This window comes from Megasphaera hutchinsoni (genome assembly GCF_001553405.1).
GTDB classification, from domain to species: Bacteria; Bacillota; Negativicutes; order Veillonellales; family Megasphaeraceae; genus Megasphaera; species Megasphaera hutchinsoni.
Genome location: NZ_KQ960926.1, coordinates 1 through 23,969 on the forward strand (window position 1 = coordinate 1; position 23,969 = coordinate 23,969).

Here is a 23,969-nt window from a genome sequence, read left to right on the forward strand (position 1 = left end):
ACTCGGGACACCCTGATTAAAAGTCAGGTGCTCTACCAACTGAGCTAATGAATCATAATTGGCAGGGGTAGCTGGATTTGAACCAGCGCATGACGGAGTCAAAGTCCGTTGCCTTACCACTTGGCTATACCCCTATGGGGCGAGTATAGGGAATCGAACCCTAGAATAACGGAGCCACAATCCGTCGTGTTAACCACTTCACCATACCCGCCATATAATCCACATCACCATCACCCCTACATGGGGTGTCGGTAACGTAGATTATTCTATCATTATTCAAATGTAGTGTCAATACCCAATCAAAATATATTTCTCTAAATATACTATGAACTTTATATTATGTAGTTAGCGGTCTTTTTCTCCATACAATATATCTTTAACAAAATTAGGCAATACAAATGCACTACGCTGAATACCTTCATTATAATATTTAGTCGGGAATGTGCGTTTACGATTAGCCGTCCATATTAAGGGATCATACTTTTTAGTTCCCATCGTGAAACAATGCATACCCGTTGGATAAATAGGAATAAACGCCGTATACAGCCGTGCTATCGGAAAAATATCTTGTACATTCACAAAAATATCATGTACCACTTTTCTATGCATAAACGGAGATTCTGTTTGTTGTACAAATAAGCCATCTTCTTTTAATGCATTATATGTATCTTGATAAAATTCATGTGTAAATAACCCTTCACCAGGGCCAACAGGATCAGAGCAATCCACAATAATAACATCATATGCATTTTTAGCTTCTCTCATAAAAGCAATCCCATCTCCCACACGAACGGTTAATTTAGGATGTTGTTCCCGTATTGCCTTCGATATTTGTGGAAAATACTGTTTAGATAATTCAATCACTTGACCATCAATATCTACCATCGTAACCGATTCTACTGCTTCATGTCTTACGGCTTCTCGAGCAGAACCACCATCGCCGCCGCCAATAATCAACACATGTTTAGGCGATGGATGTAAGAAAAGAGGTATATGGACAATACTTTCATGATACATAAATTCTTCTTTATCAGATGTTTGAAACACACCATCTAATACCAAAAGTCGACCAAACTCTGGCGTATCAGCTATAACAATATCTTGAAATTCTGATTTCCCTTCATATATGATACTTGTCGCTTCCGCGGTTAAATCCAAATGTGGCGACTGATGTTCTGTAACAGATTGTTTCATATGAGCCTCCTCAAATTAAGTATTTTAATTATTATAGCATACTACCACCTATATTTCCTACCTATAAAAGGAATTATATCATTGTCTATACTTTCGTTATAATAAATCAACATGTAATATTCCTCTTTTCGTTTTAGCAAGATGTGGTACAATATAAAGTAGACTATTTTAGTTGAAACAGTCTCTCATTCGTTATGGTATATCCATAACAAATATGTTGAAGAAAGTTCGGTGTAATACCGATAAGGTGATTCTCATGGAAAAATTATTACATATAGGCATTGATATTGGTTCTACAACTGTAAAAATTTCCGTATTAAATGAAAACAAACAATGTCTCCATGCTTGTTATGTCAGACATTATACAGATATTCGTCAAAAAGTATGGGCATTATTACAAAATGCCTTTGAAATATTTGGTGATCGACAAGTAACCTTAGCGATCACTGGTTCTGGTGGTATGGCCTTAGCAGATTACTTACACATTCTCTTCGTTCAAGAAGTTATTGCAGGTACAAAGGCCGTACGCACGTATCATCCGCAAGCAGATGTTATCATTGAATTAGGTGGTGAAGATGCTAAAATCACATACCTCACTGGCGGAAGTGAACATCGTATGAATGGAGCTTGTGCTGGTGGTACAGGTGCTTTTATTGATCAAATGGGTTCACTCCTACATACAGATGCATCTGGTCTCAATGAATTAGCCAAACACGCTGATACATTATATCCCATAGCAGCTCGTTGTGGCGTATTTGCCAAAACCGATGTCCAAGCACTATTAAACGAAGGTGCCAGCAAAGAAAACATCGCTGCCTCCGTCTTTCAATCGATCATCTTTCAAACGATTACCGGCTTAGCATGTGGCAGACCGATTAAAGGAACCGTCTGCTTTTTAGGCGGTCCCCTCACCTACTTATCACAATTACGAAAACAATTTGCTAAAACACTCCACTTAACAGATGATGAAATTATCGCTCCAGAAAACGCACAAGTATATGTTGCCATAGGTGCAGCGTTAGGTAGTTTTCAAGAAAAACCCGTTTCTTTTATGGACTTAATCCATCGCTTAAAAGATGTGGACGAAGCCACCTTAGCACAATCTGACCGCATGGATCCCCTCTTTCAAAACGAAGAAGAACTCCATGCCTTTCAACATCGTCATAATACTCATACGATTCCACAACGCGATTTAACAACCTATACAGGTCCTTGTTTTTTAGGGTTAGATGCTGGCTCAACAACCATTAAAGCTGCCTTATTAAGTGAGAAAAACGAATTACTGTATTCCCATTACCAAACCAACGAAGGTAGTCCATTGGCAGCAGCACAACAAATTATAACGGATATTTACCGAAAACTTCCACCACAAGCATTTATTGCCAAAACAGGCATTACTGGATATGGTGAAGCCTTGCTAAAAGAGGCCTTGCATATAGATCTAGGCGAAGTTGAAACAATCGCCCATTATCAAGCTGCTGCTCATTTTTGCCCAGATGTAGATTTTATTTTAGACATTGGTGGACAAGATATGAAATGCACCCGTCTAAAAGATGGACATATCGAAGACATTCTATTGAATGAAGCATGTTCATCTGGTTGCGGATCATTTTTAGATACCTTTGCTAAATCATTACAATTTTCAATTGAAGATTTTGCTAAGGCTGCATTATTAGCCAAAAATCCAATTGATCTAGGTTCCCGTTGTACCGTATTTATGAACTCTAAAGTAAAACAAGCCCAAAAAGAAGGGGCAACATTAGCCGATATTTCTGCCGGCTTATCCTACTCCGTTATAAAAAACGCCTTATATAAAGTTATTAAAGTAAAAGATCCGGAAAAATTAGGTAAACATATTGTAGTACAAGGTGGTACCTTTTATAACGATGCCGTATTACGAGCACTCGAAAAACTATTAGGTCGTCAAGTCATTCGCCCCGTCATATCTGGCTTAATGGGTGCATTTGGCATGGCTTTAATTAGTCATGATTCCTATCTGCAAGATAATCAACCTAGCCAATTATTAGATCAACAAGGTATCGCTTCCTTGCAAGTATCTACCTCTATACGCCACTGTGGCTTATGTACTAACAATTGCCTCTTAACCGTCAATTCATTTAATGACGGTCGGTCCTTCATCACAGGCAATCGCTGTGAACGTGGTGCATCGAATTCCGTCGGTAAAAAAAAGAAAAAACTGCCTAACTTGTATAGAACAAAATATGATCTATTATTCCATTACAAACCCTTAAAAAATGCACCTAAGGGAACTGTCGGAATTCCTCGCGTATTAAACATGTATGAAGACTATCCATTTTGGTTTACTTTCTTTACTCAGCTAGGTTATCAAGTAGTTCTTTCCGACCGCTCTTCCAAAAGATTGTTCGAAAAAGCAATGGATACCATTCCTTCTGACTCAGCTTGTTATCCTGCAAAAATGGTGCATGGTCATATTGCCAACTTATTAGAGAAAAAAGTAGATCGAATATTCTATCCATGTATTCAAAATGGGCCTACCGAAGGAAGCCGCGATAACTCCTTTAATTGTCCAATGGTAATGAGTTACCCCGAAGTAATACGTAATAATATGGGAGAACAACTAGCTGATAGCAACACTCCCATTTTAAGTCCATTCTTACCCATTCACGACAAAAAACGTATTATTCCACGGTTGCAAGAAGAACTGCGTGTATGGGGGTTATCGAAACAAGAAATTAAAAAAGCCGCTTTAGCCGCATGGAACGAAGAAGAATCATATAAACAAAAATATTATGCATTAACCAAGAAAACGTTAAAACGATTAACCCAAGACGGAGATCGTGCGATTGTCCTTTGTGGTCGTCCTTACCACGTAGATCCTGAAATCAATCATGGTATTGCCGATCTCATTTCCAGCTTAGGACTTGCTGTACTAACCGAAGATGGCATCGCTCCTTTAGGACATCTCCCCGAACATCTTCGAGTCGTTGATCAATGGTCTTACCACTCGCGCTTGTATCGAGCCGCTCAATATATTGTCACTCAACCTAATTTAGAATGCGTAGAACTAAGCTCTTTTGGTTGTGGTTTAGATGCTATCGTTGCCGATCAAGTACAAGAAATATTGACTAAAGGGCATAAAATTCATACGTTATTAAAAATTGACGAAGGTTCTAATTTAGGAGCAATTCGTATTCGCCTCCGTTCCCTTTTATTTGTCATGAACCATCGTGCAGCCTTATCTCCTACCCCAGTCGAAGAATACACCTATAAAAAGGCTATTTTTACCAAAGAAAACAAAAAAACAAATGTTATCTTAGCTCCTTCCATGACACCAATTCATTTTCCCATGTTCCAATCCGCCTTTGTGCATGAAGGATTTCATTTGGAACTGTTACCGCATCAAGGAGCCGAAGCTATCGATAATGGATTAGCCTATATTCATAACGATGCTTGCTATCCTGCCATTATGTCGTTAGGTCAAATTATTACCGCTTTAAAATCAGGAAAATACGATATCAATCATACGGCTGTTATGGTTTCTCAAACAGGCGGATGTTGTCGGGCCACCAATTATATCGGTATGATTCGCAAAGCCTTAGCTGATGCCAATTTAGGACAAGTTCCTATTCTTTCGCTAAATGCAAAAGGACTAAATGCCCATCCCGGCTTTAGTCCAGGCTTCGGTTTCTGGCATCGCTTAGCCATGGCAGTTATATACGGAGATGCACTACAACAAATACTATATCGAATCCGTCCTTATGAAAAAATAAAAGGTACGGCCGAAGGATTATTTAAAAAATGGCAAGCAAAATGCACTCATGACTTACTTCGTGCAGATATCAAAACATACAAAAAGAATATCCGTAATATGATTGCCGAATTTGATGCCGTTGAAATAGATGAAACAGTAAAACCGCGAATAGGTCTAGTAGGCGAAATTTACGTGAAATTTCACCCTATTGCCAATAATCACATCGTCCGCATGATTGAAGAAGAAGGAGGCGAAATTATCGTTTCTGGCTTAGCAGATTTTATTTTATATGGATTGTTGGATAATCAATTCCGCTATAAATACCTATCAGGAACTTGGCTCTCCTATTTTCTCAGTAAAAGTGCAGTAAAACTGATTGAATGGTACCGCAAACCATATCGTAACGCCGTAGAAAAGAGTCGCCATTTTGATCCCATTACGTCTATTTACGATATTGCCAAAGAAGCAAAAAAATATCTCTCCCTAGGACATGAAGCTGGAGAAGGCTGGTTCCTCACCGGCGATATGATTGATCTTATGCACCGCGGTGCCAAAAATATAGTCTGCCTGCAACCTTGGGCTTGCCTGCCCAACCATGTAACGGGAAAAGGCATGATCAAAACCTTAAAAGCCTCCTTCCCCGATACCAACATTGTTGCAATTGATTATGATCCTGGTTCCAGTGCAGTAAATCAAACAAACCGTTTAAAATTAATGCTAACAACCACATTTGATAATATTAGAAAAGAAGCGTCACCCCAACAAAAACCCATGCGTCCCTTCTTACCGGGCGTGCACTTAAACAGTTCCATTCCGGGAGAAAAACAATAACCCTATACCACTACCGAAAAAGCTTATATGAAAATAGTTTTTCAAAACAAAGCATGCAGGTTGTAGAGTATCACTCTACAACCTGCATGCTTTGTTTATAACTAACACAATTAAATCTCATTTTTTTTACAAATTAATAGTGTTCTTCACAATATATATAGGAGGAATCATAATAATGAATATTGTTAAAGACTACTTTTTAAATTATTTTGTCCCTACACAACACCTAAATGAATATTCCGCCATATTATGGCCAATATTGGCATTCATTCACAAACCAATAACTTAACTGCCCTTTTCAGAGATTCACAAAATGAAATTTTATCTACAGAAAAAGATACTGTACAAAATATTACTCGGACAATTCAAGAGTTACAAAGCACCTCTACAAAATCTACCGCAACGATGATTGCACAACTCTCCGATCATATGAGCGGCTATATGGAAGCACTCAAAAATCAAAGTAACGATTTGGCCGAATACACACAAAACTTAAAAAATGTATCCGCCGAAATAAATTCACAACCTGCAATTATCCATCGCGGTCAGGAAGGAATTGTAAAAGCATTCGATATTTTAAGCGCCAATTTAACGCAAAAAAATATGACCTATAATGATCAACTGTTAGAATCACAAAAACGCTACCATGAAATGATGGAAACCAGTCTGAGTGAAATAATGACTGCAATCGGCGAAATTATTACAGTTGCCAAAGAAAAATATATGACCGATATACAAACTATTTATAAAAATATTGATAGTTTATCTTCCTCAAAAGAAACCGCTACAACTTCTACAGTCACAACAAATTCGGAAAACCCGTTACCATCCGCTACTGCCACTATAAATTCCCCCGTCGACACCGCCTGCAATCCGGACTTACCCAATACTGCGGCTCTTACTTCCGATACACCGCACGCCGCCGCTCTTTCCGGGACCCAAGCAGAAGATGAATCGGAAATCATGGAACACATCTTCAATGACTTATATGAAAAAGGTGGCGACAACTAATGTTCAATAAACAAAAAGACGATGAAACTTCTGTTTGGATTTCCAATACCGATTTAATGTCCGGCTTATTAGTACTATTTTTATTTATTTCTATTATTATGACACAAAATTTATCCGCTGCTAATCAACGATTTAAAAATGTCACCCAAAAATCCATTCAATTTAAACAAGAGTTAAAAAATAATATTGATAAAAATTTTTCCTCCCAAGAAATACACCAATATCATCTTGACCAAGCAGACGGATCCGCCTCTTTTGATCAGGCCGGTTGTCGCTTTGCCGCCGGCTCTTCCGAACTGACCCCGGAATTTAAAGAAACATTGAGACATTTTTTACCCAAATATTTAAAAGCTATCAATACCGTATATCAAAAAAATCATAACAGTATTAAAGAAATCCGTATTGAAGGACATACGTCCTCAGAATGGACATACACAAATGCTACCGATGCGGCCTTATCCGATGACGAAAAATACATAAAAAATATGGAATTATCGCAAAGTCGCACAAGAGAAATTATTAATTATGCTTTATCGCTTCCTGAATTAAAACCCTATCACGGATTAATAAAAGACAAACTAACTGCAAACGGCTTGTCCTCCAGTAAATTAAAAAAAATAAATGGTGTCGAAGATAAAAATGCCTCTCGACGAATAGCGTTCAGAGTAATCGCCAATGATGAAGCTACTGTAAAAAAATTAAATATGGAGATAAACAATGACTACTAATCTAAACAATAAAATCCATGACCTTTATACCATCGCCGGAATAAATCATCCTACCGCTCCGCCGAAATCTGAATTTTCTTTTACTCTTCCTGACTATATTTTCCCCCCTACATCTGAAATTTATATAGGTAACATTCCGCTTACGGATATTCCTTCCGTCATGTATGAAAATATAGAACAAATGAACCAAGAATTACTTTATACAAACTATAATCAGCTCATATTGGTACATAAAAAAATACAATATACCCAAAACGGAAAAATTCCTTATCCCTTTTATCATACATGTGCTTGCGCTGCATTAAAAAAAGCATTAGATACCGACATAAATAATAAATTTGCCATAAGTACTCGTTATGACGGCTCTTTTCTGGTTGTTTTAAGGGAAAACGGGAAAGAAACACAGGAAATTCGTCCCCATGTTTTATGTCATTACTACTATAAAATACTGGATTCAAAACTTAACTTAACAAAAAAGGGCTACAATGAACATAATTTTGACATTTTCCGTTTTTACAAAGAAGAATGCCATCACGCATTCTTTTCTCCCAAACGTTTTTCACAACTTTCTACCATGGCTTCCAGTGGAAACCTAACTTCCAAATATCCAATAGCATGGGCACAGACATCTTTAAAACTAAAAGAACTGAGAAATTGGACCTATGAACGTTGCAATTTTCACGCAACGACACAAGAAGAAAAAACCTTTATTGAAGTACATCACAAAAATAAAAATTGTCTGGATATTCGTCCAGACAATTTAGAAGTATTATGTTATATTTGCCACAACCAGGAACATCCGCATCGTCCCAAAAGAAAACACCAATTTACTAAATAAGACCTCTATTCATTTATATGCCTTTGTCTTTATCCCCTCCTTCTATAGACGGAAACAGCTCTGTAGCCACCGTATTTTGTTCCTCATCCTGTATCGGACGGGCTTGTAACATAATTACCACTTCCGTTTCTTTAGACGTCTTATAGCGACTTTGGAATAATTTCCCCACTAAGGGAATATCTCCCAGTAACGGTACTTTGCGAAAATGTTCCATCTCTTCTTTGCCGATTAAACCGCCGATAACCAATGTTTTATCCGGTTTCATTCGTACAACCGTCTTGGCTCTACGCGTTGAAATTCGATACGCTTTCATTTCAGGCACTAATACGGGAGTACTTACCTCAGCTTCAATAGCTGCCGTCACACTTCCATCCGCATGAATAATGGGCGTGTAATTTAATTTTACCCCGGCTTCTTCATACGATACAGACGTTGTTTTTTCACCTTGTTTTGTATGTTCTTTTGCTACCGGAACTCTATCTCCAATTAAAATATGTGCCGCTTGTCCATTCATTGCCATAATATGAGGATTAGCTAAAATTTCTGCATCTCCCTTTTCTTCTAATGCTTGAATATGCCCAACCCATGAAAATAAACTTCCTCCTTCATTACTCCATGTCGACCAATCCCATTCAATACCTTGTTTTTTTAATGCTTTACGATCTATTGACATAATGCGAACAGATACATCGACTTGTAATGGTTTCTTGTCTAATTGGGCAACTAATTTATTTATCAATTGAGCTTCTCGTTTGGTCGCACCTACAACTAATGTATTCGATAGCGAATGATGCTTAATTTTAGCAGCTGGTATCATCGCTTGAACCGCCTCTGCTACATATTCAGGCGTGGTATATTGTAACTGCCATGTATAATATTTTATTTCTCTTTCATGATTGCGACCTGCGGTGATATAACGAACCGTGCCACTTTTATCATAAAATAAATTTTGACTTTCCGTAATAACATCTACTACTTCCTCTGGTGTAACATGTTCTATATGTAATGTCATATTTCCTTGCACTGAATCATCAATTAATACGTTCATATTTCCTGCCTTAATCACGCCCTCTAAAATAGAACGAATCGGTGCATCACTCACATTAATAGTCATCGCAGATACATATGTACAACTTAGACAGCATAACGTCAAAAATATACTACTAACCTTTTTTTTCATATACTCACCTCATCCTTTTATTTCCCATACTTGTCCTTTATCCCCTATACCCACACAATTTTCATGTATATATAATACCGTATATGAACCAATAACATCTCCTACTTGACATGCCTGAACCTTATTTTGATATTGTAATAATACAATTGGCATGTTTTTTTGTTTCATGAATCCTCGAATCGTTGGTAAGGCTATTGCTTGTACATCTCTTTCTGTGCCTTCCCCCTCTGTTGGTTCCATATCAGAATTATTTTCTATAGCCGTTAAGGATGCTGTAGTAGCTAATAAATCTGGTATATCCTTGTACCGAACTGCCTTTTCCGTACTATACACTAATTGAATATTCGACTCTGCGGATGCCATATCTTGATCTTCGTTTTGATCAATATCTCGCATTTCTTCCTCTACATTAGATGCAACAGATACAGTCTTATTTTCCCATAAAGAATTTCCATCCCAAAATAAATAAATACTGAGCAATGCGAAAAAAATCAAGCCATAAGGGAACAAACGCTTTCCATATTGATGCCACAAGTTTAAAAAATACTCTTTCCCTTTCTCCATGGATAACCACCTCATTCTATGGCTCTAGTATAACAAAAAATATATATTTTTCAATTAAATTATACTTAAAAAACAAGGTTAATGGCATTGAATTTTTAATAACCATTAACCTTGTTTTTATTTTTCTTATATTCGCAACATGGATTGCAAAAACATTTTCGTTCGTTCTTGTTTTGGTTGCTCAAATATTTCCGTTGGTGTGCCTTCTTCTTGTATACATCCATCCGCCATAAAAATCACATGATCTGCTACTTCTTTTGCAAATGCCATTTCATGTGTCACAATTATCATCGTCATTTCATCTTCTGTCAATTGTTGAATTGTACGAAGCACTTCCCCCGTTAATTCTGGATCTAAAGCAGATGTAGGTTCATCAAAAAGCATGATATCCGGTTCCATTGCTAACGCTCGAGCAATAGCTACGCGCTGTTGTTGCCCGCCCGATAACCGTGACGGGTACAAATCCTTTTTCTGCCATAACCCTACCTTGCGTAAAAGTTCTTCTGCTAAAGGCAATACTTCTTCTTTTTTCATTCCTTTCACAATACGCGGAGCTTCCAATAAATTATCCAATACGGTCATATGAGGAAACAAATTAAATTGCTGAAAACACATACCCATACGGCGGCAAATATTCCGTGCCTCATTAGTATCCGCATATATAGCCTGAGTGCTTCCTTCAGGTGTATGTACTAAGATATCTCCTTGCACGACAATATCCCCCGTATCAATCTGTTCCAATTGACATAAGCATCGCAAAAGTGTACTTTTACCGCTTCCTGACGGGCCTATGATAGAAACAACGTCTCCCTCATTCACATGTACGGTAACATCTTTCAATACATCTATATCTTTAAATTTTTTTCTAATATGGTTCATCTCAATAAAACTCATACTAACTCCTATTCATCATACATAGCATATCGTTTTTCCAAATAATTAAAAATCGTTGTTAAAATAAATGTAAACACTAAATAAAAAATAGCAGCTACCAAGAATGCCGTCGTATCAAAATCTCGTTGTACAATGGATCTCGTAATACGCAAGATATCATTCATCGCTAAAATATACACTAACGACGTGTCTTTCAATAAATTAATCGTTTCATTCGCGACTGGTGGCAATACACATTTAACTACCTGTGGCAATATAATGTGTCGCATCGTCTGACCATAAGTCATTCCCAATACCTTTGCCCCTTCATATTGACCTCGATCAATAGATTGAATTCCACCTCGAAAAATCTCAGCAAAATACGCAGCATAATTGAATACAAAGGCAATAATAGCCGCGCCAAAAGGTGGTAAACGCAAGCCTTCCACTAAAAAAGGTAACCCATAATAAATAAATAATATTTGTAACATAAGCGGCGTCCCACGCATGATATAAATATATATACTAATAACCTTACGAAACGCCATAAGTTGTGATGTACGTATTACCGAAAAAAGGATTCCTAACGGTAAACTCAAGATAATCGTAATAAAAAAGATTTTTAATGTTACCTGTATGCCTTCTGCAATAGCAGGCACAATAGCACTGATATACTCCATGAATTTCCTTCTCTTTCTATCCTATTATTTTACTTTTAACGTAATATCTTCTCCCAGCCATTTTTGCGATAACGCAGCCATAGTACCGTCGTCGCTTAATTCTTTTAATACTTGATTGATTTTATTACATAACGCAGTATCTTCCTTTCTCATCCCAATGCCAAAGGTTTCTTCACCTAACGATGTATCAACCACACGAAATTGTCCCGCTTTTTTTTCCATATAATAACGCCCTACTACACTATCCACTAATACCCCATCAATTCTTCCCAACTGTAAATCCATAAACGCATTTACGAAATCACCATATTTTTTTACTTCTCCTAATGATTGTTGAAACGCTGTATGCCGATTTAAAGCATCAATGGAACTACTTCCTTCTTGTGTTCCTATAACTTTCCCCTTAAACCCGTCTTTATTCTGAATGTTCGACGAAGCACGTACAATAAGCAATTGATCATTCTTCATATAAGGTTTAGAAAAAGCGATTACTTTTTCCCGTTCTGGTGTGATCGTAAGCCCATTCCAAAGCATATCTACTTGTCCACTTTTCAATGCTGCTTCTTTACTATCCCAATCAATCGTTTGAAATGAAACAGGAATGCCGATCCGTTTTTCAACTTCCCTCGCTAAATCAATATCAAATCCAACAAGATCACCATTATTATCTCGAAAGCCCATAGGTGGAAAATTATCATCCAGACCAATAATAATTTTATCAGGTAATGCATTCTGCACATCCGACTTATGTCCACACCCAGCCATCAGTAAACACCCTATCGCTAATCCTATTGCTATACCCTTTTTCCATATCCCTTTCATATTTCTTGCTCCTTCCTTTTCTATACTCATCTGTAATATACATATATAATACTTCATTACGTTAAATTAGTAAAGGGATAAAGCAAAAAATATCATGACCTCTTTTAAAGAGATCCATCTTCCTGTTTTTCGTTCCTGTATTACGATATATCTTGATTTTCTTGCCGCCGATTAATATGTTGCTTAAGAAGCTGTCTATCCTTTTTATTCAAAAATTGCAATGCAACAGGTATCGTTACTACATTACCTGTTGCAGGATTTCCCATATGAATCACTTTCCCATCCGCAGACAGAAAAAAATTCTGATTATACGCTAAAAAAATCAGTCGTTTTGATGGCGATAACTGTTCTTCCCAAAAACTCTTCCACGTAAGATATCGTTGACGAACCACAATTCCCTTTTCTGCAACGACACACATCACTTCATCTTGTCTAACTAATCGCCAAAGGCAAAATAGTACCCCCAATAGATATTCCACTCGATGATCCCAATAAAAGCTTTGCATTACCATCCACAAGAAATAAATTCCCGCCACTAAATACAATGCTTTCATCCGTCGCATAAACGTCTTACTGTTATAAAAAACGGCTTCAACCTTACCACAAAAAAAACGCTTTTCAATCTCTTTTATATCCATAGGTCAACCTCAAAAATAACTGCACTTTCGTCTATACTTTATCTATTTTTACCACTTATTTTAGGATGAGTCTTAATGATAATATCTCTCCCTTGTTTCACTACTTCTAGCGAAATATCCCCCACACCCTCTTTATAATAAGCCATCTTAATATCTAATATAAATGCACCTACTTTTTCTTGTAATGCATCATCAAAAAATTGTTGCCGCAAATTTGATTTGCGTTGCATACGTGTATTTTTAGACATACGGGTCTCTACGGCTTCCTCATCACTGCCTAAAAACATCTCTTCAATATCTCTATTTTTAGGGATCTTATCCTTTTTCAAAACCATTCACCTCTCTTTATAGGTCCTCACTCGCTTCATCTATTTTATCTGATGCTTCGTGCATACTATTTAAGGTTATTTTAGAAAATTTTTGTGGAGTCTTATACGTAGCAATTTTGGTGAATCCTTTCTTTAATCGCCCTCGATATGCCGCGATAACATTACCTTTATCATTTAATTCGCCGATATATATTTCTTGCCCATCAATCCCAATTAAACGAAATTTAGCCCCCACAGGAGAAATTTCCCGCCAACTGCACGTAATACCATCCAGCATATATACAATGCCCGTTTTTAAATTATCATAGAAAAACGTATCAGAATCATAAAAAACAGCAATCCTACCAATACGCTCAGCCTGCACCGAAACCCGTCGTGTTGCATAATTAGCATCCGTACGATAAATACGATACCGATTTTTAGCAACTTCTAGTTTCATATAAATAACATTAGTTGCCGTAGAATATGCCACATCTACAATCTTACTATCACGAGGTGCATCTTTAATTGGTGTATCTAACTCTCTATCTGGATATATAGGGTTGTATTGAGCTAAATATACACCAAATCGCTTATCTTTATTTCCTACTCCATACGTTGCTAAAATCGCTAAGTTTCTATCTGGAAGCCATTCAAAAAACGATACCTTGCGACCGTGTAACCGAATTCGTTTCGGCTCCTCTTGTTTCCCTGCTTCATAAATAGAAATCGTATCATCTACAATAGTAGCCATAAATCGTTTATCATATGAATAATATGACTGCCCATTGGGTTCTATTCCAAATCCCAAGGCCTCTTGTTGATTCGTGCTCCCAATTTGAAATTCTGAAGTAGGTGCAAATAAAACTTGATCCAAATAAATATATGCAGCGGCTTGACATGAAATGCCTACAAAAAAAGCTGCCAATACATTACGAAGTTTCATAGCCCCTCCTATTTAACAATAAATGCCGTTGGAATCATCCGTTCTCCCAATAAATCAGCTGGCTTATTAATAACCTTCCCATTAAAAAATAACGTTGAACTAGAGCCACCGTCCAAATTCGCTGCAATCACCGCGCCTTCTTTATATAAGATGTTCTGAACATCTCGTAGCGTCGCACCGACAGAATAACCTGGTTGTCTTCCATCAATCACTAAAAATAAAACCGTTCCATCTGCTCTTTGGCCAATCGCAGTTCGTGGTCCTACGCCCCAACCTCCATCTCCACTTGTAATCATTTTTCTCCCATTGACAATCAATGCCGGGCCAAAGGTAATTCCCTCTTGTACATTCATATCGATCAATTCACCTTTACTATAATTTCCCGCAATTAAATTGCCCTCTTGATTAAACCCTACAAATTCATTAACCTCTTTAGAAGATACATTTCCACCTAATAAAAAATGACCATCATGCAAAATAAATCCATACGGACTTCTACCAGTGCCTGTTCCATTCGCATCATAAAAACCGCCCGCATTAATAGCTGCAACAGCACCACTACGCGTAGCAATACCACTGACGGTTTCGCCTTTTTCATTCATATGTTCAGCCGTTGCAACTTGCACTCGTTTCGGATCTGAAATTTCCAATAAAAATCCTTTAAATCGTTTGGCATTAATATATTTTAAACGCAATGAGGTATCGTTATTTTCCTTAAATTTAAACAATTTTTGTTTGGGGACATGACTAATTCCACCCAAAATTTGTTCAATTTGCTGTTGCGAAAACAACCATGTAATATATTGGGGATGTCTACTTTTTAACACCGCACCAACAACAGTACGTTTAATATTATCAAAAGGTCCAAACAGTACTACAAATGGTGATGTAACACCAAAAAAAACGATTAAAACAATCAAAAATTTAATCCATGCTTTTATGTATTGTTTCATTAGCACCCTCTAGTTTCTGCTCTCTACGCTCTACCATTGTCTATACATGAAAGATAAAAGCCGTACTGTACCAGTTACGGCTTTTTTATGCATACCACATTTCTTTTTAAGGCGTGACAATAGGTAATCTATCTCTCCGTCCTACTAAAAAATCACGTATATATTGTTCCGCTTCACACCGCACCTGTTCATCTGCTTCCACCGAATGATATCCTACATTAGGAGTTAATAAAAACTCTGGTCGAGCAATCATCTTTAGTAACATCGGACTTGGATTTTCCATGGATAACACATCTAATGCAGCACTTCGAATATGTCCATCATCAACAGCATGATACAACGCCGCTTCATCCGCTAATCCTCCCCGACAGCAATTAACAAACATCGCGCCTTTTTTCATTTGTTCAAACTGCTCATCTTGAAATATATATTGTGTCGTTTCATCCAACGGCAAATGTAACGAAATCATATCACTTGTTTTTAGTAATTTATCAAAATCTAATGGACGAACATTATCCTTCTGCATAATTTGTTCATCCACAAAAGGATCATAGGCTTGAATAGAACAACCAAATACTTGCATACGCTTAGCAACCGCTCTCCCCACATGTCCATATCCTACTAACCCAATAAGAGTATCCCCTACGCGATGTAACGGCCACGTAACAGAGCCAAATTGCCACCTACTATGTTTGCGAATATCACTTTGGTATTCTGGTAACTGACGAATCAGTGCAAGCATCATTGCACACGTATGATCAGCTATATCCGTAACACAATAGGATTGATTATTTAATACGGTAATTCCCAATTCATGAGCGGCTTGGATATCTACACTATCGCTTCGTGTTGATAAAATAACAATTAATTTTAAATCTGTTAATCGTTGTAATAACGATTTCTGTAACCGCTCATTTTTACAAATAATGACCTCTGCATCTTCTAATGCATCTGCCATATTATCTTCATCAGATAAAGCACAATACGTTACGCGCGCAATATCGCGCAACCTCTCTCCAAAATCGTCTTCATCTTGACGACCCGTTAAAACACTTATGTGATACATATCACTGCCCCTTTTCCTAAAATTATAAGAGATAAAGATATACTTAATTATATACCATATATCAACTTAATTAGCAAGTATAGACCCATAACAAAGACAGAAAAAAAGAGAAGTAGCTAGGCTCTTCTCTTTTTCTATCTTATTTACTTCTATTAAAAATTTCTTTTCCCAAATATCTACTTGCTTCATCTAATTCTTCTTCAATTTGCAATAAACGATTATACTTAGCCACTCGTTCACTTCGATTAGGAGCCCCTGTTTTAATTTGTCCTGCATTTAATGCTACAGCTAAATCAGCAATAAAAGTATCTTCCGTTTCCCCTGAACGATGTGAAACAATCGTACGATATCCATACCGATGTGCTAACTTCATGGTTTCTAACGTTTCTGTGACCGTACCAATTTGATTCAACTTAATCAAAATAGCATTACCACAACCACCATGAATTCCTTTTTCTAAGCGTTTCGCATTCGTAACAAATAAATCATCACCTACTAACTGAATTCGATGACCTAATTCTTGGGTCAACAATTTCCATCCATCCCAATCTTCCTCATCTAACCCATCTTCAATAGAATAAATAGGATACTTCTCTACTAACATTTTCCAATGATCAATCAATGTTTTAGATGTAAATGTCTGTCCACTTTTAGGTAAGCGATACGAACCAATTTCTGTTCCTTTCCATTCACTAGCGGCCGCATCCAATGCCAACACAAAATCCCGCCCAGGATAATATCCAGCCATTTCAATCGCATGTAAAATATACTGAATGGCTATTTCATCCGTCGACAAATCTGGTGCAAATCCGCCTTCATCCCCTACGGCCGTAGACAGTCCTTCTGCTTTTAATATTTTCGCTAATGCATGATATACTTCAGCACACCATCTTAGTCCTTCTTTAAAAGATGTGGCCCCTACAGGCATAATCATAAATTCTTGTACATCAACCGTATTTGCTGCATGTACACCACCGTTCAAAATATTCATCATCGGCACAGGCAATGTATTCCCATTAACGCCACCTAAATAACGATATAAAGGCAACCCTACACTATCAGCAGCTGCTACTGTGCTCGCCAAAGAAACAGCTAACATAGCATTCGCTCCTAACCGAGATTTATCTGCGGTGCCATCCGCTTGAATCATGGCTTGATCCAATTCATATTGATGCAATAGTGACTTACCTGTTAACAACTGTGCGATCGCTTTATTTACATGTTTAGTAGCTACGCGAACGCCTTTACCAGCAAATCTAGCACGATCACCATCACGCAATTCTAATGCTTCAAACTGCCCTGTTGAAGCCCCACTGGGAGAAGAGCCTCTGCCTAACACCCCATTATCACCTAAAACATCTGCTTGTACCGTAGGATTGCCTCGAGAATCTAATATTTCCCGTCCTTTTATAGACTTAATATGTACCTCTTTCATGTATAATCCTCCTTTTACATTTACACTTTTCTTTATTATACAATGGAATATACTCAACTCCTACCATTATATACTACTTTTCTGCGACTGTAATGTCACATTGAAATATCTCCTGACCTATACAATGTATCCAATACCCAAGCAACTGAGCATATATTCCCTTTGATCTTTCCGCCATCTGAATAGCACCTTCCAACATCTGATTAGCCCATGCAGTATCAAACCTCAAAAAGTGCCCTTTTTCTTGTTTCGTCTGTACGGTAATCCAAATGGGTTCAAATAAGTCTTGCGTCATTTGTTCTATCCGCTTACTAATCTTATAGACACAACCCGTATGCTTAGCTTGCTTATCTAAAAATACCAACAACCGTTGATCCGTATCTCGCGAAATATGACATGCCGATAACGGATATTGTTCTTGCCTCCTAGGCGTTAATAAACGATATGCTCCCATTTTTAATAATTCATACGTTCTATCATCATACGGGGACTCCATTTCAATAATTTTTTCTCTTAACTCTCCCGCATTTTTCACTATACGACAAGTATAATCCGTCCATTTTCTTTCTCCCAAAAATTGTTTCGTCTGTTCGTCAATATTAGGTACCGCTGAAGTTAACCAAATCATACTTTTTCGTGTATCATCGATATATAAGCAAGGTATATCTAAATACAACTCACCATGACAAAACGGACAAATATGAAAAAAGAATGATTCGTCATTCAACACCTTATCATATATCTGCAAAGCCCCCTCCCGATGAATATGAGAAAAGCCAATAACCCCACTTTTATGCTGACAAGTAGGACACGTTATGACTACTTCTTGAATAATATACCCCATTTGCATCTATACCATATCCTCCCTATGTACGAATATGTTTGCCCAACAAGCTATTTTATATAATCTCTGACCATTATTATAGCATACAAATGAACGTCATAAAAAAACAGCTATTTTATATATATTTTTTTTGTTTATTTTATTACAATTTTATTTTATTTGTAACGGTAAATTTGTTATACTAAAAAAAAGATATATAGTGGAGGTGGGGTACCATGAGTGAAGAAAAACGTATATTTTTATCCATACGAATGATTAGTTTTTCTGGTTCATTAGTAACTACTGCATTAACAGTTGTCGCCCCCATTATAGGCATTTGTTTACACATTGAGACCGAACAAGTAAGCTGGATTTTAGCAGCAATTTTAATCCCTTCTGCTGCCCTTTTACTCCCCTTAGGTCGATTATCCGATCTATATGGTAGACAACGGCTCTATACGCATTCCCTGCTGATGTATGCATTAACATCAGCCCTTGCTGCATTTACCCCTAACCTAGCGTTTTTGCTATGTTGTTGTATTGGTCAAGGAATTGCCTTAGCTGGAATTTTTGTATCCTACATTCCCTTATTATTAGCCAATATTCCTTTCCGTGAACACGGAAAATATTTAGGGGCATGTGTATCCATGACCTATTTAGGACTAGCCCTAGGCCCTGTTATCGGTGGATTAATTGCCGATACTATTGGTTGGAGATATGTATTTATCTTTGCTGCCTTATTTTCATTAGGTGCTTATATTGTCATGTTACCCGTTCATCGTGAATGGTATTCTCCCACAGCACCTTTTGTAAATGCCATAAGTACACTCCTTGTCGTTCTAGGATTATTGTTCTTTTTAGGCGGTTTATCTCTATATGCGTCCCATCCCTATTATCTTCCTCTGGGATTTTTTCTCCTTATTGCTTTTATTCTACACGAATATCGATCCAAACATCCCCTATTACCACTCTTTCTATTTAAAAACAAACAATTTTCTTTTGCCAATATTACCGCCTTTATCCAATATAGTGCTACTTATGGCTTAACGTTTCTCCTCTCCTTGTATTTACAACTGATACACGATATTTCCCCCTCAACAACTGGACTAATTTTACTTATTCAACCTTTATTAATGAGCCTCTTCTCTACGCCAGCAGGAATCGCTTCTGATAAATACGGATGCCTTATCATATCAACATTAGGTATGATATTATCAACACTAGGATTACTTGGTTTCGCCTTTATTCCTCAATGCTCTATCCCTTTAATTATTATTTTTCTCTGCTTTACAGGTGCTGGCTCCGCCCTTTTTGGGGCTCCTAATAACAAAGCGATTATGCAAGCCGTATCACATGAACACCACAGTCTAGCTGCTAGTACCTTAGCATTATCAAGAACCGTAGGGCAATCGCTCAGTCTCGCTCTCGTAACGTATATATTAGCAGGTTTTGCCTTACAGACCACTAATAACGCCCTTGTCTTATCCGCAGCACTACATCTCTTATATATCCTATTTGCAGGATTATCACTATTGGGAACCATTATCTCCATGTACGTATTAGTTAAAAGATAACACTTACTTTTTTCTCTTTTTTTGATATACTATTACTATATATTCATCAGAAAGGAGATCTCCAATGAAAAAACAATTAATAACTGGAGCAATTGCATTATCCGTTATCACTTGTAGTGGTATCGCTACTACACAAGCTTTTAATTTTGGTTCCCTTTTAAAATTAGGCGGTGTTTCCGTTCTGGTAAATCGCTACGGCGAACAAATAAATACCGTCCTAAATAATGTATTAATTAAAACCGGTGCTGGCACCAATTATGCCACCAAAGTAGTTCCTGTCCTCAGTGTCGGTACGGGCAACTATATTGGTGCAGTTCAAGTAATTGGTCCCCAAAAGCAAGTACAAAAAGTAAAGGCCGTAGGTCAACTAGAGGCTAGCATAAATGGAATTGCTCGTGCTAATACCTATATTCCATTAGCTAGTACTAATATAACGAATCTCAGCCGTGTTGATGGCGTTGGAGTTTCTGCTGTCGTTGACTTGAAATTGTAACTAATTTGTATAAATTTATAAATTGACCTTATCACAAACCTATGATAAGATACAAAACAACAAAAGCATACCGTCTTTTCATCAAGAGCAGTTGAGGGATTGGCCCGATGAAACTGCAGCAACCCCCCTTTCCAACGGGATAGGTGCTAATTCCTACGGTGTATACCGGCAGATGAACGAATAACAAAAAACCGTCATCTGTATGACGGTTTTTTGTTATTCATTTTATGCGAAAGGATTTGATTTTATGAACAAACTTATTCAAAAAATTGCCTCTACTATTTTAATTGCCGCTTGCTTATTAGCAGCTGGTTGTGGATCTCAAACCACCTCAACCAACGAAGTAAGTATTGGCGTTACGGCCGGTCCGCAAGCAGAAGTAATGGACGAAGTCGTAAAAGAAGCTGCAAAGCAAGGCATTAAAATCAAAGTCGTAGAATTTAATGACTATGTACAACCGAATAAAGCTTTAGCCGAAAAAGATATTAATATGAACTCTATGCAACATCAACCATATTTAAATAATGTCATCAAAAAAGAAGGACTTCCCCTTGTTTCTATTGGCAAGACCATCATTTTACCCATGGCCGTCTATTCTCACACTTATAAAAAGATAGCCGATATAGCTCCTGGAACAAAAGTTGCTATACCTAATGATCCAACAAACGGTGCACGTGCTTTATTACTATTACAAAAAGCAGGCTTAATTACCTTAAAAAATGGGAATGATATATCCGCTTCTGTACGGGATGTTGTGAAAAATCCGAAAAATTTAAAATTTATTGAATTAGACGCAGCACAAATTCCTCGTTCCCTCGATGACACAGGTATTGCTTGCATTAATACAAACTATGCTATTCCAGCTGGATTAAATCCACAAAAAGATTCACTCCTCATAGAAAGTAAAGATTCTCCCTATGCAAATGTATTTGCCGTTCATACGGGCGATGAAACAAACGAAACCTATAAAAAGATTGTTTCAATTTATCAATCTGAACCAATTCGTAAATTTATCAACAATCAGTTCAAAGGTGCTGTTCTCCCCGCTTTTTAATCAATCTATACAAGTATAATCAATGCCATTCAAAAAAAGACAAACGTTCACTTTTATGATATACTAATTACATTAACAACATAATAGCTGTTAATGATCGATAGATAAGGAGTGAATAGGATGAACATTATAAATGCTACAACAGAAAATTTTGATCAACTTGTTTTACAAAGCAAAGGCTCCGTGATTGTTGACTTTTGGGCTACCTGGTGTGGTCATTGTACCACCATGCTCCCCATTGTAGAATCTATCATAGCGGATCATCCTGAAGTTACGCTAGTAAAAGTAAATGTAGATGAGCAACCCGCCTTGGCAATGCGATATGAAGTGAATGTAATTCCCACGTTATTATTTGTAAAAGATGGGTCTATACAACATACCACAATCGGAGATCAAACAAAAGAATACTTAGAATCACTATTATAAAAAAGAAATAAAAAAAAGAAACAGTATCGAAAAGATACTGTTTCTTTTTATATATATGTGTTAGAGAGGTATGAATCAACCATTTTCAACGCTATTTATTATGCTTGTGCAGCAGCTTTGCCCAATGCTTCGCATTCTTCTGAATTATTCGGTGTTTCATTAACAATAGCTGTACCGATAACCGTAGCACCTGCATCTTTTACACGTTGTTCCCATGCATCCATCCATTCGCCAGTACCCCAGCCATAAGAGCCAAATAAGCCTACTTTTTTACCGCTTAATTTAGGTAATAAATCAGCAACAAACGGTTCTACTACAGTTTCTTCTAATTCTTCTGCTCCCATTGCAGGGCAGCCTAATAAGATAACATCTTTAGATGCTACGGTATCAACATCCGTGTCATCAAACAAAACTGATTCAACTTCTGCACCTGCTGCTTTTGCTGCTGCTTCAATTTCTTGGGCCATTGCTTCCGTGTTACCAGTGCCACTCCAATATACGATTTCTACCATAACAAAATTCCTCCTTACGCTACAATGAGCGATTCTAATGATGTCCCCACAGCAAGCTGCCTACTATAGGTTCGACGACAACATTCAAACTTACGGAACAGTTGCATTGCCTTTTCCGTATCACCATAAACTTTCCATTCTCCACATAATTTAGCATGACAACCTCTGTGTTGAATAAAACCACAAACATCATCTAAAGGATAGCCTAGAAACAAGCCTAATTCATGAGGAAAACAATCACCTACAGCAAACCGTTCTGACAAATGCTCCAACATATCTGCTAAGGGAATACCTGGAGTATACCCATAAGCTTGCAAAAAACATTGAACTGCGTTTTCTTGCAAATGCTGCTGTACCATACATGGTCTATATACATATAACAACGTGCGTTGTGGACAACCAAACAAAATCTTAAAATGAAGTTGTTTTTCATTGAATTTTAGATTATACTGCTCAATGATAGCGGTATAATCCTTTTCTTTAGGACAACAGGGGAGACACAATAAAGTACCCATTTTTAATCCTGCTAAGGTCGCAGAACAATAAGAAATGAAGAAATTATCTAATTCCATATACTTTCTCTCCTCTCATGACCTAAAGATAATATACCAATAATGTAAATCATTGTCAATACATGGTATCTTGCAAAAAAAATATTCCCTCTAATTCAGTCAATCACGCTAAATAAAATAAGTTTTATTTCTCTATATTAAAAATATTTTACATATAATACCTTTGTTTACATGCTTATTTTTTCTTCTCCCTTCCTAATAAGGGTAGATTTTCCAAAATGGAATCAAGTATAATAAAAACATATAATGCTATTATTGATTATATATCTTATTTAAAAGTACACCTATACGCTGTATCTACCTACTAAAAGGAGTTTGTTATGCCAAAAAAATGGGATGTTATTCTAATTATTACCTTACTTTTGTTATCACTCATTCCGGAAGGAATATTCGTATTACAAAAAACGACCCATCCTGTACGCACGCATGCGGTCATCCATGTAGATGGAGCCATTTATAAAACCATTCCCCTAACGGGTCATAAAGGAACCTTTCTATTTACTATCCATACATCCAAAGGCTATAATACGGTTGTCGTAAAAAATGAATCAATCGGCATTACCAATGCTAATTGCCCTGATAAATTATGTGTCCATCAAGGCTTTATTTCTCAAGTAGGCTCAACCACTGTTTGCTTACCTCATCGGGTATTAATTGAAATCAAATCAGATCAAGCCACCACTCCCGATATTATTCCTGCACATTAGAGGTGATT

Annotated in this window: 24 protein-coding genes, 2 tRNA genes and 1 riboswitch; of the genes, 9 read left to right on the forward strand and 17 right to left on the reverse strand. The window is 37.1% G+C overall.

Going from position 1 to position 23,969, the window contains the following annotated elements; all coding sequences use genetic code 11:
- Positions 1 to 59: 59 nt before the first annotated feature.
- From HMPREF3182_RS00600 to speE, 3 genes are all read right to left on the reverse strand, one after another.
- Positions 60 to 134 (reverse strand) — tRNA-Gln (locus HMPREF3182_RS00600).
- A gap of 1 nt (position 135) precedes the next feature.
- Positions 136 to 211, reverse strand: a tRNA-His gene (locus HMPREF3182_RS00605).
- A 134-nt stretch (positions 212 to 345) separates the two neighbouring features.
- A complete protein-coding gene (gene speE / locus HMPREF3182_RS00610; protein WP_062484909.1) occupies positions 346 to 1,194 on the reverse strand; it encodes a polyamine aminopropyltransferase in 849 nt (282 codons plus the stop codon).
- Positions 1,195 to 1,450: 256 nt separating this feature from the next.
- On the opposite strand from speE, the gene HMPREF3182_RS00615 reads away from it, so the two are divergent.
- The 4 genes from HMPREF3182_RS00615 to HMPREF3182_RS00630 all read left to right on the forward strand — a co-directional run bounded on the left by HMPREF3182_RS00615 (position 1,451) and on the right by HMPREF3182_RS00630 (position 8,335).
- Positions 1,451 to 5,758, forward strand: a complete 4,308-nt coding sequence (locus tag HMPREF3182_RS00615; RefSeq protein WP_062484911.1) for a 2-hydroxyacyl-CoA dehydratase — start codon at positions 1,451 to 1,453, stop codon at positions 5,756 to 5,758.
- A gap of 249 nt (positions 5,759 to 6,007) precedes the next feature.
- On the forward strand, positions 6,008 to 6,769 hold the full coding sequence (locus tag HMPREF3182_RS00620; RefSeq protein ID WP_062484913.1) for a hypothetical protein: 762 nt from the start codon (positions 6,008 to 6,010) through the stop codon (positions 6,767 to 6,769).
- Positions 6,769 to 7,497: an OmpA family protein gene (locus HMPREF3182_RS00625; protein WP_007391991.1), complete on the forward strand. Its 729-nt coding sequence runs from the start codon at positions 6,769 to 6,771 to the stop codon at positions 7,495 to 7,497. Before HMPREF3182_RS00620 ends, HMPREF3182_RS00625 begins: the two co-directional genes overlap by 1 nt.
- The gene (locus HMPREF3182_RS00630; protein ID WP_062484915.1) at positions 7,487 to 8,335 is read left to right on the forward strand and encodes a hypothetical protein; all 849 of its coding nucleotides are present in this window, start codon (positions 7,487 to 7,489) and stop codon (positions 8,333 to 8,335) included. The genes HMPREF3182_RS00625 and HMPREF3182_RS00630 overlap by 11 nt, the downstream gene beginning before the upstream one ends.
- A 13-nt stretch (positions 8,336 to 8,348) precedes the next feature.
- On the opposite strand, the gene HMPREF3182_RS00635 is transcribed toward HMPREF3182_RS00630, so the two are convergent.
- From HMPREF3182_RS00635 to HMPREF3182_RS00690, 12 genes are all read right to left on the reverse strand, one after another.
- Positions 8,349 to 9,515 (reverse strand): type II secretion system protein GspD, encoded by a 1,167-nt coding sequence (locus HMPREF3182_RS00635; protein ID WP_062484917.1) that lies wholly within the window; start codon positions 9,513 to 9,515, stop codon positions 8,349 to 8,351.
- A gap of 9 nt (positions 9,516 to 9,524) precedes the next feature.
- Positions 9,525 to 10,079 carry a pepsin/retropepsin-like aspartic protease family protein gene (locus tag HMPREF3182_RS00640; protein ID WP_007391977.1) on the reverse strand — a complete coding sequence of 185 codons (555 nt, stop codon included), beginning with the start codon at positions 10,077 to 10,079 and terminating at the stop codon, positions 9,525 to 9,527.
- A gap of 126 nt (positions 10,080 to 10,205) precedes the next feature.
- The gene (locus HMPREF3182_RS00645) at positions 10,206 to 10,973 is read right to left on the reverse strand and encodes an amino acid ABC transporter ATP-binding protein (protein ID WP_007391995.1); all 768 of its coding nucleotides are present in this window, start codon (positions 10,971 to 10,973) and stop codon (positions 10,206 to 10,208) included.
- An 8-nt stretch (positions 10,974 to 10,981) separates the two neighbouring features.
- Positions 10,982 to 11,632 (reverse strand): amino acid ABC transporter permease, encoded by a 651-nt coding sequence (locus HMPREF3182_RS00650; RefSeq protein WP_007392005.1) that lies wholly within the window; start codon positions 11,630 to 11,632, stop codon positions 10,982 to 10,984.
- A 24-nt stretch (positions 11,633 to 11,656) separates the two neighbouring features.
- Complete coding sequence (locus HMPREF3182_RS00655) at positions 11,657 to 12,454, reverse strand: amino acid ABC transporter substrate-binding protein (RefSeq protein ID WP_007391978.1); 798 nt, start codon at positions 12,452 to 12,454, stop codon at positions 11,657 to 11,659.
- A gap of 140 nt (positions 12,455 to 12,594) precedes the next feature.
- On the reverse strand, positions 12,595 to 13,092 hold the full coding sequence (locus HMPREF3182_RS00660) for a hypothetical protein (RefSeq protein ID WP_062484919.1): 498 nt from the start codon (positions 13,090 to 13,092) through the stop codon (positions 12,595 to 12,597).
- 38 nt (positions 13,093 to 13,130) lie between these two features.
- Positions 13,131 to 13,421 carry a hypothetical protein gene (locus HMPREF3182_RS00665; protein ID WP_180977868.1) on the reverse strand — a complete coding sequence of 97 codons (291 nt, stop codon included), beginning with the start codon at positions 13,419 to 13,421 and terminating at the stop codon, positions 13,131 to 13,133.
- Positions 13,422 to 13,437: 16 nt separating this feature from the next.
- On the reverse strand, positions 13,438 to 14,346 hold the full coding sequence (locus HMPREF3182_RS00670; protein WP_007392008.1) for a hypothetical protein: 909 nt from the start codon (positions 14,344 to 14,346) through the stop codon (positions 13,438 to 13,440).
- A gap of 8 nt (positions 14,347 to 14,354) precedes the next feature.
- Positions 14,355 to 15,299, reverse strand: coding sequence for a phosphodiester glycosidase family protein (locus HMPREF3182_RS00675; RefSeq protein WP_007391982.1), 945 nt, complete (start codon positions 15,297 to 15,299; stop codon positions 14,355 to 14,357).
- Between the two features lie 106 nt (positions 15,300 to 15,405).
- Positions 15,406 to 16,365: a C-terminal binding protein gene (locus tag HMPREF3182_RS00680; protein WP_007391985.1), complete on the reverse strand. Its 960-nt coding sequence runs from the start codon at positions 16,363 to 16,365 to the stop codon at positions 15,406 to 15,408.
- Between the two features lie 139 nt (positions 16,366 to 16,504).
- Positions 16,505 to 17,800 carry a phosphopyruvate hydratase gene (gene eno, locus HMPREF3182_RS00685; RefSeq protein WP_062484923.1) on the reverse strand — a complete coding sequence of 432 codons (1,296 nt, stop codon included), beginning with the start codon at positions 17,798 to 17,800 and terminating at the stop codon, positions 16,505 to 16,507.
- A gap of 73 nt (positions 17,801 to 17,873) precedes the next feature.
- Positions 17,874 to 18,650, reverse strand: a complete 777-nt coding sequence (locus HMPREF3182_RS00690) for a CpXC domain-containing protein (RefSeq protein WP_062484924.1) — start codon at positions 18,648 to 18,650, stop codon at positions 17,874 to 17,876.
- A gap of 209 nt (positions 18,651 to 18,859) precedes the next feature.
- Here HMPREF3182_RS00690 and HMPREF3182_RS00695 point away from each other — a divergent pair, with 209 nt between their 5' ends.
- The 4 genes from HMPREF3182_RS00695 to trxA all read left to right on the forward strand — a co-directional run bounded on the left by HMPREF3182_RS00695 (position 18,860) and on the right by trxA (position 22,170).
- Positions 18,860 to 20,197, forward strand: a complete 1,338-nt coding sequence (locus tag HMPREF3182_RS00695) for an MFS transporter (RefSeq protein WP_007391996.1) — start codon at positions 18,860 to 18,862, stop codon at positions 20,195 to 20,197.
- 64 nt (positions 20,198 to 20,261) lie between these two features.
- Entirely contained in the window at positions 20,262 to 20,690 is a 429-nt protein-coding gene (locus tag HMPREF3182_RS00700; protein ID WP_007391988.1) for a hypothetical protein, read from the forward strand.
- A 75-nt stretch (positions 20,691 to 20,765) separates the two neighbouring features.
- A riboswitch (SAM riboswitch) is annotated at positions 20,766 to 20,869 on the forward strand.
- A gap of 68 nt (positions 20,870 to 20,937) precedes the next feature.
- Complete coding sequence (locus tag HMPREF3182_RS00705; RefSeq protein ID WP_036257200.1) at positions 20,938 to 21,744, forward strand: MetQ/NlpA family ABC transporter substrate-binding protein; 807 nt, start codon at positions 20,938 to 20,940, stop codon at positions 21,742 to 21,744.
- Between the two features lie 120 nt (positions 21,745 to 21,864).
- Positions 21,865 to 22,170 (forward strand): thioredoxin, encoded by a 306-nt coding sequence (gene trxA, locus HMPREF3182_RS00710; RefSeq protein ID WP_007391979.1) that lies wholly within the window; start codon positions 21,865 to 21,867, stop codon positions 22,168 to 22,170.
- 98 nt (positions 22,171 to 22,268) lie between these two features.
- On the opposite strand, the gene HMPREF3182_RS00715 is transcribed toward trxA, so the two are convergent.
- Positions 22,269 to 22,682, reverse strand: coding sequence for a flavodoxin (locus HMPREF3182_RS00715; protein ID WP_007392000.1), 414 nt, complete (start codon positions 22,680 to 22,682; stop codon positions 22,269 to 22,271).
- Between the two features lie 14 nt (positions 22,683 to 22,696).
- Complete coding sequence (locus tag HMPREF3182_RS00720; protein ID WP_007391981.1) at positions 22,697 to 23,254, reverse strand: DUF3793 family protein; 558 nt, start codon at positions 23,252 to 23,254, stop codon at positions 22,697 to 22,699.
- 320 nt (positions 23,255 to 23,574) lie between these two features.
- Here HMPREF3182_RS00720 and HMPREF3182_RS00725 point away from each other — a divergent pair, with 320 nt between their 5' ends.
- The gene (locus HMPREF3182_RS00725) at positions 23,575 to 23,961 is read left to right on the forward strand and encodes a NusG domain II-containing protein (RefSeq protein ID WP_062484926.1); all 387 of its coding nucleotides are present in this window, start codon (positions 23,575 to 23,577) and stop codon (positions 23,959 to 23,961) included.
- The last annotated feature ends 8 nt before the right edge of the window (positions 23,962 to 23,969 follow it).

Excerpts from the sequence above, each read along its gene's own strand:
- speE (WP_062484909.1), bottom strand. The coding sequence starts at position 1,194 with ATGAAACAATCTGTTACAGAACATCAGTCGCCACATTTGGATTTAACC.
- HMPREF3182_RS00615 (WP_062484911.1), top strand. The coding sequence starts at position 1,451 with ATGGAAAAATTATTACATATAGGCATTGATATTGGTTCTACAACTGTA.
- HMPREF3182_RS00620 (WP_062484913.1), top strand. The coding sequence starts at position 6,008 with ATGGCCAATATTGGCATTCATTCACAAACCAATAACTTAACTGCCCTT.
- HMPREF3182_RS00625 (WP_007391991.1), top strand. The coding sequence starts at position 6,769 with ATGTTCAATAAACAAAAAGACGATGAAACTTCTGTTTGGATTTCCAAT.
- HMPREF3182_RS00630 (WP_062484915.1), top strand. The coding sequence starts at position 7,487 with ATGACTACTAATCTAAACAATAAAATCCATGACCTTTATACCATCGCC.
- HMPREF3182_RS00635 (WP_062484917.1), bottom strand. The coding sequence starts at position 9,515 with ATGAAAAAAAAGGTTAGTAGTATATTTTTGACGTTATGCTGTCTAAGT.
- HMPREF3182_RS00640 (WP_007391977.1), bottom strand. The coding sequence starts at position 10,079 with ATGGAGAAAGGGAAAGAGTATTTTTTAAACTTGTGGCATCAATATGGA.
- HMPREF3182_RS00645 (WP_007391995.1), bottom strand. The coding sequence starts at position 10,973 with ATGAGTTTTATTGAGATGAACCATATTAGAAAAAAATTTAAAGATATA.
- HMPREF3182_RS00650 (WP_007392005.1), bottom strand. The coding sequence starts at position 11,632 with ATGGAGTATATCAGTGCTATTGTGCCTGCTATTGCAGAAGGCATACAG.
- HMPREF3182_RS00655 (WP_007391978.1), bottom strand. The coding sequence starts at position 12,454 with ATGAAAGGGATATGGAAAAAGGGTATAGCAATAGGATTAGCGATAGGG.
- HMPREF3182_RS00660 (WP_062484919.1), bottom strand. The coding sequence starts at position 13,092 with ATGGATATAAAAGAGATTGAAAAGCGTTTTTTTTGTGGTAAGGTTGAA.
- HMPREF3182_RS00670 (WP_007392008.1), bottom strand. The coding sequence starts at position 14,346 with ATGAAACTTCGTAATGTATTGGCAGCTTTTTTTGTAGGCATTTCATGT.
- HMPREF3182_RS00675 (WP_007391982.1), bottom strand. The coding sequence starts at position 15,299 with ATGAAACAATACATAAAAGCATGGATTAAATTTTTGATTGTTTTAATC.
- HMPREF3182_RS00680 (WP_007391985.1), bottom strand. The coding sequence starts at position 16,365 with ATGTATCACATAAGTGTTTTAACGGGTCGTCAAGATGAAGACGATTTT.
- eno (WP_062484923.1), bottom strand. The coding sequence starts at position 17,800 with ATGAAAGAGGTACATATTAAGTCTATAAAAGGACGGGAAATATTAGAT.
- HMPREF3182_RS00690 (WP_062484924.1), bottom strand. The coding sequence starts at position 18,650 with ATGCAAATGGGGTATATTATTCAAGAAGTAGTCATAACGTGTCCTACT.
- HMPREF3182_RS00695 (WP_007391996.1), top strand. The coding sequence starts at position 18,860 with ATGAGTGAAGAAAAACGTATATTTTTATCCATACGAATGATTAGTTTT.
- HMPREF3182_RS00700 (WP_007391988.1), top strand. The coding sequence starts at position 20,262 with ATGAAAAAACAATTAATAACTGGAGCAATTGCATTATCCGTTATCACT.
- HMPREF3182_RS00705 (WP_036257200.1), top strand. The coding sequence starts at position 20,938 with ATGAACAAACTTATTCAAAAAATTGCCTCTACTATTTTAATTGCCGCT.
- trxA (WP_007391979.1), top strand. The coding sequence starts at position 21,865 with ATGAACATTATAAATGCTACAACAGAAAATTTTGATCAACTTGTTTTA.
- HMPREF3182_RS00715 (WP_007392000.1), bottom strand. The coding sequence starts at position 22,682 with ATGGTAGAAATCGTATATTGGAGTGGCACTGGTAACACGGAAGCAATG.
- HMPREF3182_RS00720 (WP_007391981.1), bottom strand. The coding sequence starts at position 23,254 with ATGGAATTAGATAATTTCTTCATTTCTTATTGTTCTGCGACCTTAGCA.
- HMPREF3182_RS00725 (WP_062484926.1), top strand. The coding sequence starts at position 23,575 with ATGCCAAAAAAATGGGATGTTATTCTAATTATTACCTTACTTTTGTTA.